Below are 16,364 nucleotides of genomic sequence, written 5' to 3'. Positions count from 1 at the left end.
TGGGCTGCGATACCCGCTCATGCCGCTGTGAACGCGTAGCGTCCGACCATCAGCGTGAGGCGTTGTACGTCAAGGGGGCCGGTGCCCGTGTGGCCCGTCGTCGTCCCTGCATAGCGGTAATGGAGCTTGGTGGCTCAACAGCGTGTGATCGGGTTCGGTGACGACGGGCCGGGGCGGCCCTTGATGTCCGTCGTGATACCGGTGGTGGTTCTCAATGCCGCAGAAGGCTCGCCCCGGCCCTGCTGGTGACGCGCGAACGCCTCGCGCGACGTGCTCGGGTCAGGCGGCCACGAGCGGCCCCTCGGTCTTGGTGGTGCCGGTGGCCAGGGCAGGGTCCCAGGCCCGGCGGTGGACCACCACGGCGTGCAGCTGGCGCAGGATCGCCGAGGCGATGATGGTCTGCGCCTGGGTCGGCTTCAGCCTGTTGGTCTCCCGGGTGGTCAGGTGCCGGTAGCGGGCGGCGTAGACCTTGTTCGTCTGCAGACATCCCCACACCGCCCGCCAGGCGGCGGTCCGCAGGCCAGGGCGGCCGGCGCCGGTGAGCCTCGCTCTGCCGGTGAAGGTGCCGGACATCCGCTCGCGCGGGGCGAGGCCGGCGTGCTTGACCACCGCCCTTGCGGAGGTGAACCGGGACAGGTCGCCGGTCTCGGCCAGGATCGCCGCGGCGCCGACCGCAGACAGGCCGGGGACGGTGGTGACCAGGACGGTCAATCCGAGCTCGTCGAGGACGGCGACCATCTGAGCCTGCAGGTCGACCTGCTGGGTGGGGGCCCGTCCCTGTGGGCTCGGCGGCCCTGGTTGCCCGTTGGGTCATTTTGCCGTTTGGGCAATCACCTGACATGCTTGGTGCGTGACACGACCCGGGCTGCGTGAGATCAAGCGTGAGGCGACGGCGCAGGCGCTGGCCGAGGCCGCGTTCGAGCTGGCGAAGACACGTGGCCTGGACGGTTTCCTGATCGAGGACGTGGTGGAGCGGGCAGGGTACTCACGCCGCACGTTCGCCAACCACTACGCCTGCAAGGAGGCGGCGGTCGCCTCGGTGGCGTACTCCGGCATGGAGGCGGCCGCAGAGGCGCTGAAGGACGTGCCGGGTGACGTCTCGCTGCTCGACGCGATCCACGCCGTACTGCAGCTGCAGCTGACCACTGAGACCCTCTCACGGATGCGTGAGGTCATCAGGCTCTCCAGGGAGTTCCCGTCGCTGGAACCGTACGTCCACAACGTCCAGCACCGGATGCGGCTGGAGGCTGAGCAGCGGCTGCTCTTGGTGGCCTCCGATCGGTACCCGCCGACCTACGTCTCCCTGCTCTTCGGTGCACTCTACGGCATGGTCTCCTCGGCGCTGGAGGGACTGGTCGACGTCCGCCTGCCCGGGGACACGGCGACGCGCCGCCGGGGGTCGATGGAGTTCGACGAGTTCCTCGACGTCGCCTTCAAGCACCTTCGTACCGGCTTCTAACCCGCGCGCCCGCTACTTTCTTAGGAGAACCGCATGTCCACGTTCCTGTACCGCCTCGGCCGAGGGGCCTACGGCCGCCCTTGGCCGTTCATCATCGGCTGGGTGCTGGTGCTCGCCGCGGTGGTGGTTGCCCTGGCGGTCAACGGGGTGAAGGTCACCTCGGAGATGAAGATCGACAACACCGAGGCCCAGCAGGTCCTGGACCGAGTCGTCGAGGAGCTTCCGGAGGCCTCGGGCGGCCAGGCCAGCGTGGTCTTCACCGTGCCCGACGGCCAGCGGTTGGACACCCCGGAGCGGATGGCCGTGATCGCGGGAACGGTGCAGGAGGTCTATGACCTGGAGCAGGTCGTCAACCCCGCCGACCTGATCGCGGCCCAGGGGCAGCCGGCCGCTCCCGGCCCGGCTCAGCCCGCCACCGAGCCGGGGTCCCCGGTGGCGGAGGCCCCGCCGACGCCTCCCCAGCCGGGTGCAGAGCCGCCGCCGTACCAGCCGCTGATGGTCGACGGCACCCCGGTCCCGGGTGTGCTGGTCTCCACGCAGGCACCGGTGGCGCTGTTCCAGTTCCAGTTCACGGTCCCTTCCACGTCTTTGACCGCCGAGGAGGTCTCCGCGGTGCTCGAGGTGGTCGAGAGCGCCGAGGAGGAGGGTACTGGCCTGCGGGTGCTGCCCAGCGAGTCGCTGAAGGCCATCGAGATCCCGGTCGGTGCGGCGGAGGTCGTCGGACTGGGTGTCGCGGCGGTGGTTCTGGTGCTGACACTCGGCTCGCTGGTCGCTGCCGGGCTGCCGTTGGTCACCGCGCTGGTGGGCGTGGGCGTGGGCGTCGGGACGGCGTTCGCGCTGTCGACGTTGGTGGAGATGAACAATGCCACCCCGGTGCTGGCGCTCATGATCGGCCTGGCCGTGGGCATCGACTACGCGCTGTTCGTGGTCAACCGGCAAAGGCGGCTGATCATCGACCGTGGCCTGGCGGCCCGCGAGGCCACCGGACGAGCGGTCGGGACCGCCGGCAGCGCGGTGCTCTTCGCCGGCCTGACCGTGATAGTGGCATTGGTCGCGCTCACCGTCATCGGGATCTCCATGCTGACCACGATGGCCCTGGTGGCGGCGAGCACTGTGCTGCTCGCCGTTCTCATCGCGCTGACCCTGCTGCCGGCCCTCCTCGGACTCATCGGCGAGCGGATCGTCTCGGCCAAGGCCCGACAGAAGGGCAACACCCGGCGGGAGGAGCAAACACATAGTGTCGCGGACCATTGGGTCAAGGCCGTGGTGCGGTTCCGCTGGCCGGTGATCCTCGGCGTCGTCGCCGTCCTCGGCCTCGCGGCGATCCCCGCGACAAGCATGAACCTGGGCCTGCCAAGCGGCGCGACCGCCAACACCGACACCGCTGCCCGACAGAGCTACGAAGCCGTCACCCGTGGCTTCGGCGAGGGCTTCAACGGTCCGCTGCTCGTGACCGTCGAGTCCGCCGACGGCACTGCGGTCGATCCGCAGACCCTCGGCGCCGTCACCCAGCACATGCAGCAACGCGACGACATCGTGGCCGCGATGCCGGTCGGCACCAGCCAGGACGGCGCGATGGCCGTGCTCAGCGTCATTCCCACCTCCGGACCCGACGACGACGCCACCGCCGACCTCGTTCAGGCGCTTAGGGCTCCGACCTCGGCCATCGCTCAGGAGTACGACGTCGTGGTGGGTGTCACCGGCTTCACCGCGATCGGCATCGACATGTCCGACCGACTCGCCGAGGTCGTACCTGTCTACCTGGCCGTCATCGTCGGCCTGTCGCTGCTGATCCTGCTGGTGGTCTTCCGGTCCATCGTCGTTCCCGTCCAGGCAACCGTCGGGTTCCTGCTCAGCATCCTGGCCACCTTCGGAGTGACCACCGCGGTGTTCTCCTGGGGCTGGCTCGGGTGGCTGGTGGGCATCGACACCGGCGGGCCGTTGATGAGCTTCATCCCGGTCATCGTCACCGGCATCTTGTACGGGCTAGCGATGGACTACCAGGTGTTCCTGGTCTCCTCGATGCGGGAGTCCTACGTGCACGGCTACCACGGCAAGGCCAGCGTGGTGCACGGCTTCGACCAGGCCAGCCGAGTGGTCGTCGCGGCCGCGGTGATCATGGTGTCTGTGTTCGCCGGCTTCATCTTCACCCACGACGTGATGATCAAGCAGATCGGCTTCGCGCTCGCGATCGGCATCCTCATCGACGCATTCCTGGTGCGGATCACGCTGACCCCGGCGCTGATGGCGCTGTTCGGCGACAAGGCCTGGTGGCTGCCGCGATGGCTGGACCGGATCCTGCCCGACCTCGACGTCGAGGGCGACCGCCTTCTCCAGATGCTCGCCCGACGTCAGGACAGCGAGGAGACGTCCCGTCCCGAGGCGGTTGGGATGCGGTAGACGGCCACCCGCGGCCCGGCACGGCGCCCTGTGGCCAACGCCAGGCGGGGGTGAGGACGCGGCTCCTTCGGCGACCTGCGGAGGTCGGCCCGAGTCCGGTGAGTGTCTCCAGACTGCTTCGGGACGGGCGCCGGGTCGGCCACCACGCCGAGATCGTTCTCGTCGCGCGGCGCGTAGAGCATGACGATGGCGTCCGGGATCAGACCGAGCCCGGCGATGATGGGGTGCAGATCTGCCCAGCCGGCTCTGATCGCCGCACCAGGGAGGACGAACAGCGCGGCCGCCAGCTGCTCCCGCGCGCTCGGGCCAGCGCTGCTGGTCGAGCTGGGTATGCGGATCGGGCACGGTGGTGCGCGGGCGTGGCCCCGGCCGCTTCGGCAGGGCCGTGCAAAGAATCAGTCGAACAGACCGTCGAAGAGCGGGTCGGTGAGGGTCAGCCCAAGGTCGGGGCTGGTGGCGAAGAACGCGAACAGCATCAGTGCCGCACCGGCCAAAGCGAGGTCCTTGAGGAACTGCGTCTGCTCCATCTGCCTGCTCTGTGGGTCGGTGATGCCCCAGAAGCCGTGCATCAAGACCGCGGTCGGAACCAGAAAGACCACCAGCAGAAGCGCGCCGAGGTCTGCCCACACACCCAGCAGCACCATCAGCGCACCCACCACGATCAGCACGCCGCTGCCGAGGACCGAAGCGCGGGCCCACGGCACACCCTTGCTCTGGGCGTACCCGGCCATCATCTGAGTCTGGGTGAGGTGCCCCGCCCCGCTGCCCAGGAACAGAACGGCGAACAGCAGCCGCCCAACCAGCACTAGCCACTCCATGACGACCCCTCTCCCAGTCGATTACCAAAGGTAGTTACCATACATAACGTACAGCCTGTGTCGTTAGTGGTGCAATCCTGTGATGGTGGTGAGCGAAGAGTTGGACGCCAGGCACTGCCCCAGGTTCCAGGAGTCGATCGAGTTCCTGGGGCGTCGCTGGACGGCCTCGATCCTGCGGCCGATGTTCGACGGTCCGGTCCGCTTCTCCGACCTGCTCGACATGGTCCCGCACCTGTCCTCGCGTCTGCTCAGCCAGCGGCTCGAGGAGCTGTGCCGGTCCGGTGTGGTCACCCACCGGCTCAAGGACGGCTGCCCGCGTTATGAGCTGACCGACATGGGGCGCGACCTCGAGCACGTCTTCCTCGCTATCGACCGCTGGAACCGCCGCTGGACCGACACCGAAACCGAGGAGTCACCGGCCTGACACAGTCGTCGCGACGGCGAACGCGCTCCGGGCGTCTACGTGTTGCGTCGAAGTGGAGTCCTCCAGATTGGTGCACGACAACGTCAGGTGAGGGTGCAAGCAGCCCTGACAACCACGGGAAAGGCCACACCGGTCAGATAGCCCGGGTCCGGTAGGCCGACGGAAGGCGTGTCGCGTTCCAGACTTCTTCACCGGCCGTTATGAGGGCATGAGCGGCATAATCCTGTCAGGAGATCACCCAGAGGACGAACACCTGTGATCACGGCGGAGAAGAAGATCAGGGTCGTGCCGGTTCGTCAGCCTCGCTGCCGATGGGAGGCCGGGACGGTGGGATGCTCGCCAAGTGCTTCGAACTCCTCGGCGGCTCCTCCCTGGTGGTGCTAGCCGATCGGATGGGCGTGCTTGAAGGGTGGCGCGGTCGCCAACCGATAGTGCTCACCGGGCAACTACGTCCGGCTAAAGCCGGACTTCTGCGAGGCGGCGGACCCCGCCTCCAAGGGCGTCGTGGAGAACCTGCTCCGCTACGGCAAGCACGACCTGACCCTGCCGTTGCTGCTCGAGCACGCCGGGCCCGGGGACGACCTGGCCGTGGGCGCCGCCCGGGTCCTGCCCGACTGGTGCCCCAACGCTTGTGCGGCGACGTGGCGCGCGGGGAGGTCAACGCCGCTGTCCACTAAGCCTCGATCCACCAATGACCTGGGGCTTGTGAGCGTGCCTTAACGAGGAGATGCCCAGCCGTGCTGGGAGATTGGGACTTGGGACGGTTCCAAACTGCCACCCCGGAAGGGCATCTCTGGGATGAAACTCTCTCACAGGTTCGCGGCCGACTCCGCGCTGTTCGATGACCCGAACTTGGTGTCGGCCGCGGGGCTGGTGCCGGTGATCGCGCTGGCCGAGCGGGCCGGGCTGGGTGAGCTGGCGCAGCAGCGGATGAGCGTGCCGACCGACAAGGGCGCCAACGCAGGAGCGAAGGTGTGCGCGCTGGTGGGCGGCATGGTCACCGGCGCGGACAGCATCGATGACATGGCGCTGCTGCGTCACGGCGCGATGAAGAAGGTTTCTCCGCCTGTTACGCCCCCTCGACGCTGGGTTTGTTCCCTGCGGGCGTTCACCTTCGGCCACGTCCGCCAGCTGGATGCCGTGGCCTCCCGGGGTGCTGATCAACCTGGCCCACGCCACCCCGGTGGTCAAGGGCCTGGACGAGTACGCGGTGGTGGACGTCGACGACACGATCATCGAGGTGCACGGGTATGCCAAGCAGGGCGCCGGGTTCGGCTACGCCCGGGTGCGTGGGTTGAACGCGCTGCTGGCGACCGTGACGACCGAGCAGGAAGCCCCGGTGATCCTGGCTCAGCGGCTGCGCAAGGGCTCGGTCGGCTCCCCGCGCGGGGCGAGCCGGGTGGTCACCGACGCCCTGGCGACGGTGGCCAGGATGCGCAGCACCCGGGCCAGCCGGCCGGTGCTGGTGCGCGCTGACTCGGCGTTCTACGGCCACCCCACCATGGGTGCCGCCGTCCGCGCCGGCGCGGACGTCTCGGTCACCGTCCGCCTGAGCAGCGACGTCCGGGCCGCGATCGCCACCATCGACCAGGACGAGTGGACGCCGATCGAGTACACCGACGCCATCCGGGACGAAGCCACCGGGGCCTGGATCTCCCGGGCCGAGGTCGCCGAGATCCCGTTCACCGCGTTCACCGCCCAGGCCCGCTCCCGCCACGTGCCCGGCCGCCTGGTCGTGCGCCACATCCCCGACTGAACCCCAAGAACGGTGATGGCCAGGACCCGCTGTTCGACACCTGGCGCTTCCACGCGTTCTTCACCACCACCGACCCGGGCGTCCTGGACACCGTCGGGGCGGACAAGACCCACGGCGCTCACGCGGTCACCGAGAACGTCCACGCCGACCTGAAGAACTCCGCCCTGGCACACCTGCCCTCCGGCAAGTTCGCCGCCAACGCCGCCAGGCTCGTGCTCGCGGTGTTCGCGTTCAACCTCCCGCGCCGCGGCCACGCTGACCGGGCCCCAGCTGGCCCGGGCGACCACCGCGACGCCCCGCCGGACCCTGGTCACCGTGACGGCCCGCACCGCGTCCTCGGCCCGCAGGCTACGCCTGCACCCCGCCACGAACTGGCCCTGGCAGCAAGCGTGGGAGCGACTGTTCGCCACCGTCTGCGGACCACCCCTTCCGGCCACGACCTGACCCCCAGCCGGCGACGGCACGACCCGGGAAGCCTGCACGTGGAACACCCCGACAGCGAGGTCGGGAGATCTCCTACGCCCGCTCCCCAGTTGTCTACGCGGTCCACAACGCCCTACTCAACGACGTCAGTCGGTGGATCGAGGCCCAAAGATCCACCCCCATCCCGGACGAGCGGCTGGCCAGAAAGGTCGACCGGCTCACGCCGCTGCCCCTGCCTGGTCATCGGCCCGGCATCGGTGAAGCGCAGCTCGGCCCGGTACTCGGTGCCGAACCGGCTCATCGGCACCCACGTCGGTGTTCTCGTCGACGGCACCCGGGGTCCTGATCCTGGACACCGGCACCGATGTGGTCCACGCCGAGCACCCGATCGTCGCGCCGGGCGAAACGTCGGTGCACGGCGAGCACCACGGCGGTGCCCTTCCCGCGGCACCGGTGCGGGCGATCCGCCCCCGGTCCGCGGCCGAGGTCGCGTTCTGCTCCCTCGGCCCGGCCGCGGAGGCGTTCATCACCGGTGCCGCCGGGGCCGGGCACACCCGCCTGGGTCCCAAGCTGGCCCAGCTGAACACCCTGACCGCCGCCCACGGCCACGCCGCGATGGTCACCGCCCTGGAACGGGCGACCGCGTTCGGCCGGTGGAAGGCCAGCGCTGTGCGTTCCATCCTGGCTGCCGGCACCGGCCTGCCCACCCCGCTCCCGGCCGGCAACGCCCTCGGTCATCGACCTGCCCACAGCCACCGGGCGGTCGCTGGCCGAGACGCCCCCACCACCAAAGCGGTGTCCTCGTGAGCGCCCCGACCCCGCCGGTCCTGGACACGGCCTGGACGCGGGCCTGACCGCAGGGCTGCGCCGGCTCAAGCTGGCCGCGATGCGCCAGCTCGCCCCCGAGCTGCTCGTGACGGCCAAGACCCAACGGTGGTCACCCGAGGAGGTGCTGCGCGCACCTCGTCGAGGCCGAGATCGCCGCACGCGATGCCTCCAACGAGCGAGCACGCCTCAAGGCCGCACACCCTTCCCCCTCCTGAAGACGGTTCAGGAGTTCGACCTGGCCGCCTCCTCCATCCCGGCGCCGACCTGGGCGTACCCTCACCAGCCTGGAGTGGATCCGGGCCAAGGAGAACGTCGCGCTTATCGGCCCGGCCAGCACGGGCAGTCCCACACCCTCATCCCCCCCGGTCACGCGGCCGTCCTCGCCGACCACCGGTTCCGGTACCTGACCGCCGCCGACCTCGTCGAGACGCTCTACCGAGGCCTGGCCGACAACACCGTCGGCAAGACCATCGAGACCCTGCTGCGCAACGACCTCGTCCTCGTCGACGAGATCGGCTTCGCCCCGCTGGGCAACACCGGCCCCCAGCTGCTCTTCCGGTTCGTCGCCGCAGCCTACGAACGCCGCTCCCGCTCGCACAGCTCGGCCTTGCGGCGGCGGTCCAGCCCGCCGCGCAGCCGGGCGAACAGGTCGATCGCCTCGCCGCCGGTGAGCCGAGGCCACAGCTCCACGTCGCCGGGGACGTAGGCCAGGCGCCGGTGCAGCCGGACAGCCTCGCGCCACGGGTCCGCGCCGAACAGGCGCACCGTGCCCCCGTCGGCCCGCAGCAGCCCCAGCAGCAGGCGGACGGTCGTGGACTTGCCCGCCCCGTTCGGGCCGAGGAAGCCGTGGACCTCACCCTCGCGCACGGTCATGTCGAGACCGTCCAGCGCCCGCGTCGCCCCGAAGCTCTTGACGAGCCCCACGGACTCGATCACGTCGGTCATCTCTCCTGCCTCTCCGAGCCGTCCGGCTCGCCCTGGCTGCTGACGTAGTGCCGCAGCTCCTCGTAGGTGCCGTCGGCGAGCACGCCGTCGGCATAGATCTCCAGCACCGCCTGCAGGTAGGGCAGCGGCGGCTCCTCCCCGTCCAGCAGGGACACCCCCAGCAGCCGCTCGAGGTGCTCGTGCAGGACGAGCGCGCCCATGGACCACAGGAACAGCACCACCACGCGAGCTCGGGGGTTGGCGCTCGGACGCAGCAGACCGGCCTCCACCCCCGCCTCGGTGTAGCGCTCCGCTTCGGCGACCATCTCGTCAACCAGGGCGTTGACGAGCGGGCTGCCGTCGCCGAGCGTCCGCGCCAGGTAGCGCACGACGGGCCGGTTCTCCCGCAGCTGGGACATGAGCGAGAGCGGATCGGGGTACTGACCCTGCTCGACCGTGTCGGTCTTGGCCGTCCGCAGCACCCGGGCGACGTGCTGGTCGCAGGCGACCCGCAGCGCCTCCTTGGAGCCGTAGTGGTGGACGATCAGCGGCGGCGACACCCCCGCGGCGACCGCGATCGTCTTGAGACTGGTGCCCTTCACACCGTGCCGGCCGAACAGGTCGACGGCCGCCAGAAGGATGCGCTCGGCACCCGCCGCCGTCTGCTGTCTGGCAACATCCTCAGTCATGCCGGGCCCTTGGTATGAACGTTCAGTCAGCGTAGGCGGGCCGCCGGGTATCGTCAACCACGTGAGCCCGCGGACAGGGTGATCGCCTCCAGCAGCCCGGCCGGGGCGGTCAGTCCTCACCACGGGCCAGGCCCGCCTTGACCTGCTCAAGGGCCGCGGCCTGCTCGGCCTCCCTGCGCGAGGTCCTCTTCGTCGCCTTCTTCGGCATCGAGCCCACGCTCGTGATCTTCTTGGTCATCGGGTGACCTTCCCCGCCAGCTGAGCCAGGCGTGTCAGGCCAGAAACACCGTTCGGCGGACAGTCCCCGATCGGCATGTCACCCGGCTGGTTCTTCTTGCTTCTCGCGCCGCTCGGGTTCCTGAGCGTGCAGCCAGGCGCTGAATGGCGCGGAGGTCAGGCCGTGGAGGAGGACGGAGATGGTGATAGCCAAGGTCGCGTAGACGAAGATGTCGTGGTTTCCGGTGTGCCGTTCGGCCAGTGTGGCGTAGAACAGCGCCGAGACCCCGATGGGGGCGAACCAGCTAAGGAAGACCGTCTCGCTACGGTCATGCACACTCTTGAGCACGGGCCGTAGCGCCCAGATCGTTACCAGCCGCCGGAGCAGGACGGTCCCCGTGAGGATCACGACCGGCGCCCAGCCGAGTCCGGCCCACTCGCCGATGGGCAGTGCTAGACCCAGCAGGATGAAGATCGGCAACAGGAAGAGCCGGGCCACGGCGTCGTGCACCTTGTCCTCCTCAGCCTCCTCACGTTGGGGGATGACCTGGCCGAACACCGCGGCACCGACGAACACGGCCAGGAGCGCGTCGGTGCCCAGCAACTTGCCACCGCCCAGCAGCACAAGGGCGAGCGGGACGATGAACGCCAGGTAAGAGCTCTCCTCCATCAACCCGTGGTCCCGGACCAGGATGAACAACTTGCCCAGGATGAGGCCCGCGACGGCACCGAACACCGCCGCGCCCACCACCTCCCGCAGCAGGACCTTGGTCACCAGCTCCTGCCACGCCTGGTCCGGCTTGGTGATCAGCAGGACGGGTGCCATGACGAACAGGTATCCCAGGCCGTCGTTGATCCCGCTCTCGGCCGAGAGGTTGTGCCGCACCTTCTCGGGCACCTTCTCCTCAGCCAGGGATCCGGTCACGATGGGGGTCGTGACCACCGGGTCCGTCGGCGTCACGATCGCGCCCACCAGCAGTGCCACCAGGAAGGGCACTCCCAGTCCCCACCATGCCAAACCCGTGGCGACGACAAGCATGAGCAGCATCCCTAGGCCGATGATGGCGACGATCCAGCGAGAATTGGCCCGCCAGTAACCGTGCGGCAGGCGCAACGCAACGCCAGCAAGCCCCACCGCCAGGGTGATCCTGGCCGCCTGCTCGAGCAGAGTCCCGGTCGGCACCCCGAAGTCCTCGATCCGCATGAGATCAAAGGCGTGCGGGCCGATCACTGCTCCGAAGGACAGGCACAGCAGCGGCCCGGGCAAGCTGGCCCGCTGCAACACCGTCGAGAAAGCGGCAAAGGTCAAGAGCGCCCCAGCAAACAACGCCAGGAGCAGGTTGATGTCCACGTCGGTCAAAGCCTTTCTGCCGGACTGGCACACAGGCAACCACCCAGCGGCGGACAGCGCCTCTCAGGCCGGCCGTGACCCCCAGCTACACCACGTGCAGCAGGCTCCGCGACTGTCGGCGCCGAAGCCCTCAGGAGCGTCCAGGCGCACGGATCTGCCGCGCGGCGGGCGGTCACAGCTGCAGATGGAGCCGCAACGCTTCGTCGACCGCAGCCATGAGGCGAGGCGGCACCCGGCCTAGTGCAGAACCGACCCGCTCGACTGCGACCGAGCGCACCTGCTCCGCCTGAGCCTTGGAGTCCACCCGCAGTCCTGTCTCGTCAGCTGGCAGCAACACCTGGAACGGGAAGACCCGCTCCACGTTGCTGGTGACGGGCACGACGGTGACTACTCCACGACCGAGTCGTTGCGCCATGGTGTTCGCCCGATCATTGCTGACGAGCACCGCGGGGCGCCGCTTGTTGGCCTCGCTACCGCGCACTGGATCCAGATCGACGAGAAGGATCTCACCGCGCAGCATCGATGAGCCCGTCCGAGGACGCTGATGCCCACGCGTCTTCATCCCCCGCGACGGCCCACTCCTCCCAGGCGGCGGCATAGGCCGCCTCCAGCTGCGGGTCCCGCAGGCGGCGGATGGCCTGCTGGACGGCAGCGGACCTCGACTCGAGGCCAGCTTCTTCGACGTACCGGTCGAGGGCCGCGAGATCCTCCTCGCTCAGACTCACGCTCACCTTCATTGATCCATCCTACTCAGGTAGGATGAACATTGCTACCTCAGTAGCAGCATCCGCACATGCCGCCGGTCGGGAGTCCAGGTGATCCACCAGGCGCTCTTCTAGTCGATGACCCTGTCACCTAGTGCACCTCACCGGTAAGGGGGTCGACCCGGTGGCCGTCGACGACGTGCAGGCGTGGGATCTGCTGGGTCTGGTCTGGGGGTTGCACCAGCTGGCGGTGGTGGTCGACGTCGCCGGTGTAGTGCCGGGCCCGGTGCTCGTGGGCGTCCTGGAAGCGGACGTGGGCGGGGCGGGCTGGCCAGTCGTGGTGGCGGCTGTCGCAGGCTGTGCGTAGTCGGGTCTTGCGGCGGTCGAAGAAGGCGGGCAGTGCGTAGCGGTGCCATTCCTCGAGGGCGTCGCTGGCGATGGCCTGGCCTGCTTTGCGGCGCTGGTCGGCCAGGACGGCGATCTCGTGGACCAGGTGGGGGTGGGCGGGCCAGCACGGCGGGACGAGGTAGGAGGGGTCCCAGACGTGTTCGCTGTTGACCCATTCGACAACGGCCTCGAGCCACTCCCACAGCTCGGTCCGCATGGGCGGGTCGGTGAGGGTTCCGGGGTCCCAGGGGCGGGGCAGCTTGCTGGGGTGGCCGACCGCCTTGCGTGCCGCGTCGTCCCCGTTGAGGGCGATGTCGAGTTCCCGGTAGGCGTGGACGATCAACGGGCCGGGGGCGGGGAAGGGCCGGGCCAGGGGGTAGCGCACCCGTCCCTGTTCTCCTGCCTGGTGGGTCGTGCTCACCGGTCGTACTCCGCTGTGATGAGGCCGTGCTGGCGGGCCGCGGCCAGGGCTGCTGTGGTTCGGGCCTCGGGGGTGATGGTGGCTCGCCGGTGGCCACCGATCTGCTTGCGGAGCATGGCCTGGTCGGCCAGGAGTCGCTTGCCGGGTTTACCGTCGATGCAGCGGTGGAGCCGGGCCATGACCGGTTTGCCGTTCTCGGAGATGACCAGGGCGTGCCGGTCTTTGATTTGGCGGATCTCCGATCCGGTCAGGACGGGGATGTCCTCGGCCGAGTAGGTGCGTCCGCCGCGGTGCCCGGTGTTCCAGGTGGCCCGGCCGACGCGGACCTTGCCGACGAGGTCGGAGACCTCCTGGTTGAAGGCGACGTCCTTGGACCCGCCGAACAGCACCAGGTTGTTGGTCAGGCCGAGCACGGCGCGGGCTTCCTGCTGGCCGAAGATCGAGTCGAGCTGGGCGCGGGTCTGCGCGGCCCAGATGAAGGACAGGCCCAGGGCACGTTCGTTGGCCATCCGGGTCCGCAGGGTGGGCAGCGGCGCGGTGGAGGGCAGCTCATCCAGGCAGGCGAGCAGGGGCGGGCACAACCTGCCCCAGCCGGACCGTTGGGCCATGCCCAGGGCGGTGTCCAGGACGTGCTCGGCCAGGGCGGTCATCAGCGGGGAGGCCGAGGCGTAGGGGTCTTCCCGGCCGAGCAGGTAGATGGTGCCGCCGCCGGCGAGGACCTCGGCGATGTTGGTGGCCGGTCGCCCGGGGCCGGGGACGCACCGCTGGCGCATCGGTTCCTGGAAGAACAACGACAGGGCCTGCTGCACGGTGGTGACGGTGTTGCCGGCGGTGCGTTCGTCTCCGTGCAGGGCCCCGTGCAGCAGTCCGTGCCAGAACCGGGCGGCCTGGGGGTGGGTGCGCAGGATCTCGGCGGGTTCGACGGTGGAGCGTGGGTCGGCGACCCACTCCAGCACGTCGTCCAGGGTGCGGCTGGTCAGCGCGGCCGCGTGGAAGTAGGCCTGGATGACCTTGGCGGCCTCAGCGGCGTAGAACCGGGCGGCCTGGTCCCCGTACCCCTCGGCCACAGCACCTTTGATGGTGCCGGCGGTGAACGCCTTGGCCCGCCGCTCGGCCACGACCGCGTCCACGCACCCCTCGATCGGGTCCCACACGAGCTCCGGGAGACCGGGCACCAGCCCGAACGGGTCGAGCACGACGCAGGGACGCCCGTGGGTGGAGCGGGCGGTGAACGTCAGGAGCAGGTCGTCGGGTTTGGTGAGGGTGACCAGGGCAGCCCCGGGTGCGTCGAGCAGGGCGGGGGTGAGCAGGTCCAGGGTCTTGCCTGAGCCTTGGGGTCCGATGACCCCGGCGGTGCGGTCCCACGGCACCCACAGGTCGACCCCGGCGGGGGCGGTGGACCGTCCAAGGTTCCATCCCGCGTCCCGAGGGTCGAAACGGTGACCGCGACCGAAGGGGTTGGCCAGGTTCATCGCGGGTCCTTTCCGTAGAGGTCGGGCCGGATGACGGCGCGGTGCTTACGCAGCCGGGGCAGTCCCAGCAGCGACGCGGCCTCGGTCCGGGAGGCCATGCCCCGCAGCCGGCCCGGTCCCCAGCGCTGGTAGGCCACCACGGACAGGACCAGAGTGCCGAGCAGGTTGAGTGCCGCCGTGATGAGCACCCAGGCCCGCAACGCCCCCGGTTCGGCGACGACGCCCGGGTTGGTCAGTCCGGCGCCGGCGTCCCCGCGCCACAGTCCGGGCAGGCTGCGGAACAGCTCGGTGGCGGGGGGCCAGCCCCATCCGCCGCCGGCGAGGAGGTTGGCCACGGCCCGCCCGGTGTGCACGCCCAGCACCGCGATCAGCACCAGGGTCAGCACGATCGCCAGGGGGATCTCGTAGGTCCACGGGTGCGGGTTCCTGAGTCTGTCCTGCTGCATCGCTTCCTCATCTCCGGGTCGGGGGGGAACTGTTCTGCGTCCTAAAGCGGACGAGGACGGCCCAGGGACTCAACTGGGTGCTTTCGGGTTGTCGTCGATGTTGCCCAGGCGCCAGATCTCGAAGATGTTGTTGTCCAGCGCGTGCTCGTAGCTGAAGAAGCCGACCCCTTTGGCGGGGTTGGCGGCCTCGATGCTGGTGTGGGTGGCCGGGTCCCAGACGAACCCGACATGCCCGATGGTGTGCGGGCCCAGGTAGGAGTCGAAGAAGAACAGGTCCCCCGGTTGGGCCTGGTCGAGGGGCACGCGGAACCCGTTGCCCATCGCCAGCCAGTCCCGCTGGGCCTGGGCGGTGCGGGGGGCGGTGATCCCGATCTGGGCCATCGCGGTCTGGGTCAGCGAGGAGCAGTCCCAGGCGTCGGGCCCACCGGCGCCCAGGATGTAGGAGTCCCCCTCCTGTCCGGCCGCGAACGCCAGCATCTGGGCCACCCGTTCGCTGCTGACCGGGGGCAGGTCGGGGTTGCCGCCCTGGCCGTCACAATGCAACGGGTCTCCCAGCACCAATCCACCCCCATACTGCTGGGCGTAGTACAGGACGTCGTTGACGTACCAGTCGGCGTGGTTGTAGGCGAACAGCGCATCACGCACCCCCTCCTCGCCTCGGTGCACCCCGGAGGCGGTCAGGTAGTTGGCCGCGGAGTGGACGGAGTCGGCGTCGTTGTCGATGTCGGCCAGCCCGTCCCCGTCCCCGTCGACCCCGTAGGCGGCGAAGGTGGCCGGCATGAACTGCATGAGGCCCCGCGCACCCGCCGAGCTGGTGCCGGTGTTGGCCCCGTGGGCAGTCTCGGCCATCCCGATCCCTGCCAGCAGGGTCCACGGAATCGCGTACTGCGACCCGGCCTGCTCGTACAGCTCCTGGATTCCCGACGGGATCGGCAGGGACGGGTTGTGCAGGGAGTCCTGGCGGGGCTCCCCCGGGGCGGGCAGCTCGAACCCGATGCCACCCTCCCCGTCCTCGGGGAGTTCAGGCACCCACGGTGGCAACGGTTCCTCCCCCGGCGGTGGGGAGGGTGCCACGGCGACACCGTTGAGGGTGGCACCGCGCTCGAGCATGAACGGCACCGGGTCGATCGGTTGCCCGTCCTGGTGGATCTCGAAGTGCAGGTGTGAACCGGTGGAGTCGCCGGTGGACCCCTCGGTGCCGACCCGTTGACCGATGTGGACCCGGTCCCCGACGGACAGGTCACTGGGGTGGGCGAGATGCAAATAGCGGCTGCTGGTGCCACCGCCGTGGTCGATGCTGACAGTGTTTCCTCCCCCGCCTGTCCACCCGGCCGCGGTGACCGTGCCGGCCGCGGCGGCGACCACCGGTGCGCCCGCCGGCTGGGAGACAAGGTCGACCCCGGCGTGCAGGCGCCATTCCTGGTGGATCGGGTGGAAGCGCTGTCCGAACTGCGAGGTCTGGGTGTAGGCGGTCTCGTACGGTGGCCGCCAGTCCCCGGTGACGGGAAGGGTCCCCTCGCAGAAGAGGGTGCGGTGCTCCTCGGCCATCGCGGGCGTGCCTACCGAGGCCACGAGCACCGCGGTGGCCAGGGGAGATCCCAGCAGCACCGCGAGGGCGGCCAGGACGGCGAGGGCGCCTTTCACTC

At 69.7% G+C, this 16,364-nt stretch carries 16 protein-coding genes and 3 pseudogenes; 6 read left to right on the top strand and 13 right to left on the bottom strand.

Annotation, left to right across the window (positions count from 1 at the left end; genetic code table 11):
• Positions 1-279: 279 nt before the first annotated feature.
• Positions 280-738, bottom strand: coding sequence for a transposase (locus tag ACTMMA_RS15140; RefSeq protein ID WP_441190955.1), 459 nt, complete (start codon positions 736-738; stop codon positions 280-282).
• Between the two features lie 112 nt (positions 739-850).
• Here ACTMMA_RS15140 and ACTMMA_RS15135 point away from each other — a divergent pair, with 112 nt between their 5' ends.
• Positions 851-1,459, top strand: a complete 609-nt coding sequence (locus ACTMMA_RS15135; protein ID WP_441190954.1) for a TetR/AcrR family transcriptional regulator — start codon at positions 851-853, stop codon at positions 1,457-1,459.
• 33 nt (positions 1,460-1,492) lie between these two features.
• Positions 1,493-3,859, top strand: coding sequence for an MMPL family transporter (locus ACTMMA_RS15130; RefSeq protein WP_441190953.1), 2,367 nt, complete (start codon positions 1,493-1,495; stop codon positions 3,857-3,859).
• On the opposite strand, the gene ACTMMA_RS15125 is transcribed toward ACTMMA_RS15130, so the two are convergent.
• On the bottom strand, positions 3,811-4,110 hold the full coding sequence (locus ACTMMA_RS15125; protein WP_441190964.1) for a hypothetical protein: 300 nt from the start codon (positions 4,108-4,110) through the stop codon (positions 3,811-3,813). The two genes, ACTMMA_RS15130 and ACTMMA_RS15125, sit on opposite strands and share 49 nt — an antisense overlap.
• Before the next feature lie 144 nt (positions 4,111-4,254).
• Positions 4,255-4,677, bottom strand: a complete 423-nt coding sequence (locus tag ACTMMA_RS15120) for a DoxX family protein (protein ID WP_441190952.1) — start codon at positions 4,675-4,677, stop codon at positions 4,255-4,257.
• A gap of 88 nt (positions 4,678-4,765) precedes the next feature.
• On the opposite strand from ACTMMA_RS15120, the gene ACTMMA_RS15115 reads away from it, so the two are divergent.
• The 4 genes and pseudogenes from ACTMMA_RS15115 (at position 4,766) to ACTMMA_RS15100 (ending at position 8,814) form a co-directional block, all read left to right on the top strand.
• Positions 4,766-5,101: a winged helix-turn-helix transcriptional regulator gene (locus ACTMMA_RS15115; protein ID WP_441190951.1), complete on the top strand. Its 336-nt coding sequence runs from the start codon at positions 4,766-4,768 to the stop codon at positions 5,099-5,101.
• 798 nt (positions 5,102-5,899) lie between these two features.
• Positions 5,900-7,301, top strand: a pseudogene (locus ACTMMA_RS15110) (IS1380 family transposase).
• Between the two features lie 294 nt (positions 7,302-7,595).
• On the top strand, positions 7,596-8,087 hold the full coding sequence (locus tag ACTMMA_RS15105) for a hypothetical protein (protein WP_441190950.1): 492 nt from the start codon (positions 7,596-7,598) through the stop codon (positions 8,085-8,087).
• Between the two features lie 79 nt (positions 8,088-8,166).
• The gene (locus tag ACTMMA_RS15100) at positions 8,167-8,814 is read left to right on the top strand and encodes an ATP-binding protein (protein ID WP_441190949.1); all 648 of its coding nucleotides are present in this window, start codon (positions 8,167-8,169) and stop codon (positions 8,812-8,814) included.
• Here the strand turns inward: ACTMMA_RS15100 and ACTMMA_RS15095 are convergent.
• The 10 genes and pseudogenes from ACTMMA_RS15095 to ACTMMA_RS15050 all read right to left on the bottom strand — a co-directional run.
• Positions 8,697-9,053 (bottom strand): annotated as a pseudogene (locus ACTMMA_RS15095) (ATP-binding cassette domain-containing protein); the annotation flags it as partial. The gene ACTMMA_RS15100 and the pseudogene ACTMMA_RS15095 overlap by 118 nt on opposite strands.
• Complete coding sequence (locus tag ACTMMA_RS15090) at positions 9,050-9,721, bottom strand: TetR/AcrR family transcriptional regulator (protein ID WP_441190948.1); 672 nt, start codon at positions 9,719-9,721, stop codon at positions 9,050-9,052. The pseudogene ACTMMA_RS15095 and the gene ACTMMA_RS15090, both read right to left, overlap by 4 nt.
• 77 nt (positions 9,722-9,798) lie before the next feature.
• Positions 9,799-9,959: pseudogene (locus ACTMMA_RS15085) on the bottom strand (IS256 family transposase); the annotation flags it as partial.
• A 78-nt stretch (positions 9,960-10,037) separates the two neighbouring features.
• Positions 10,038-11,288 (bottom strand): cation:proton antiporter domain-containing protein, encoded by a 1,251-nt coding sequence (locus ACTMMA_RS15080; protein ID WP_441190947.1) that lies wholly within the window; start codon positions 11,286-11,288, stop codon positions 10,038-10,040.
• Positions 11,289-11,460: 172 nt separating this feature from the next.
• Positions 11,461-11,808 carry a type II toxin-antitoxin system PemK/MazF family toxin gene (locus ACTMMA_RS15075; protein ID WP_441190946.1) on the bottom strand — a complete coding sequence of 116 codons (348 nt, stop codon included), beginning with the start codon at positions 11,806-11,808 and terminating at the stop codon, positions 11,461-11,463.
• Positions 11,795-12,025: a ribbon-helix-helix domain-containing protein gene (locus tag ACTMMA_RS15070; RefSeq protein ID WP_441190945.1), complete on the bottom strand. Its 231-nt coding sequence runs from the start codon at positions 12,023-12,025 to the stop codon at positions 11,795-11,797. Before ACTMMA_RS15070 ends, ACTMMA_RS15075 begins: the two co-directional genes overlap by 14 nt.
• Positions 12,026-12,143: 118 nt before the next feature.
• The gene (locus ACTMMA_RS15065; RefSeq protein WP_441190944.1) at positions 12,144-12,800 is read right to left on the bottom strand and encodes a hypothetical protein; all 657 of its coding nucleotides are present in this window, start codon (positions 12,798-12,800) and stop codon (positions 12,144-12,146) included.
• Positions 12,797-14,272, bottom strand: a complete 1,476-nt coding sequence (locus tag ACTMMA_RS15060) for a type IV secretory system conjugative DNA transfer family protein (RefSeq protein ID WP_441190943.1) — start codon at positions 14,270-14,272, stop codon at positions 12,797-12,799. The genes ACTMMA_RS15065 and ACTMMA_RS15060 overlap by 4 nt, the downstream gene beginning before the upstream one ends.
• Positions 14,269-14,718: a hypothetical protein gene (locus ACTMMA_RS15055; protein WP_441190942.1), complete on the bottom strand. Its 450-nt coding sequence runs from the start codon at positions 14,716-14,718 to the stop codon at positions 14,269-14,271. Before ACTMMA_RS15055 ends, ACTMMA_RS15060 begins: the two co-directional genes overlap by 4 nt.
• A 69-nt stretch (positions 14,719-14,787) precedes the next feature.
• Complete coding sequence (locus tag ACTMMA_RS15050; protein ID WP_441190941.1) at positions 14,788-16,362, bottom strand: peptidoglycan DD-metalloendopeptidase family protein; 1,575 nt, start codon at positions 16,360-16,362, stop codon at positions 14,788-14,790.
• Between the last annotated feature and the right edge of the window lie 2 nt (positions 16,363-16,364).

Origin of the sequence: Ornithinimicrobium panacihumi (genome assembly GCF_052073805.1) — a bacterium.
Lineage (GTDB): Bacteria > Actinomycetota > Actinomycetes > Actinomycetales > Dermatophilaceae > Ornithinicoccus > Ornithinicoccus panacihumi.
Note: the sequence above shows the minus strand (reverse complement) of the source record. Positions and strands in the feature narration are given on the sequence as shown.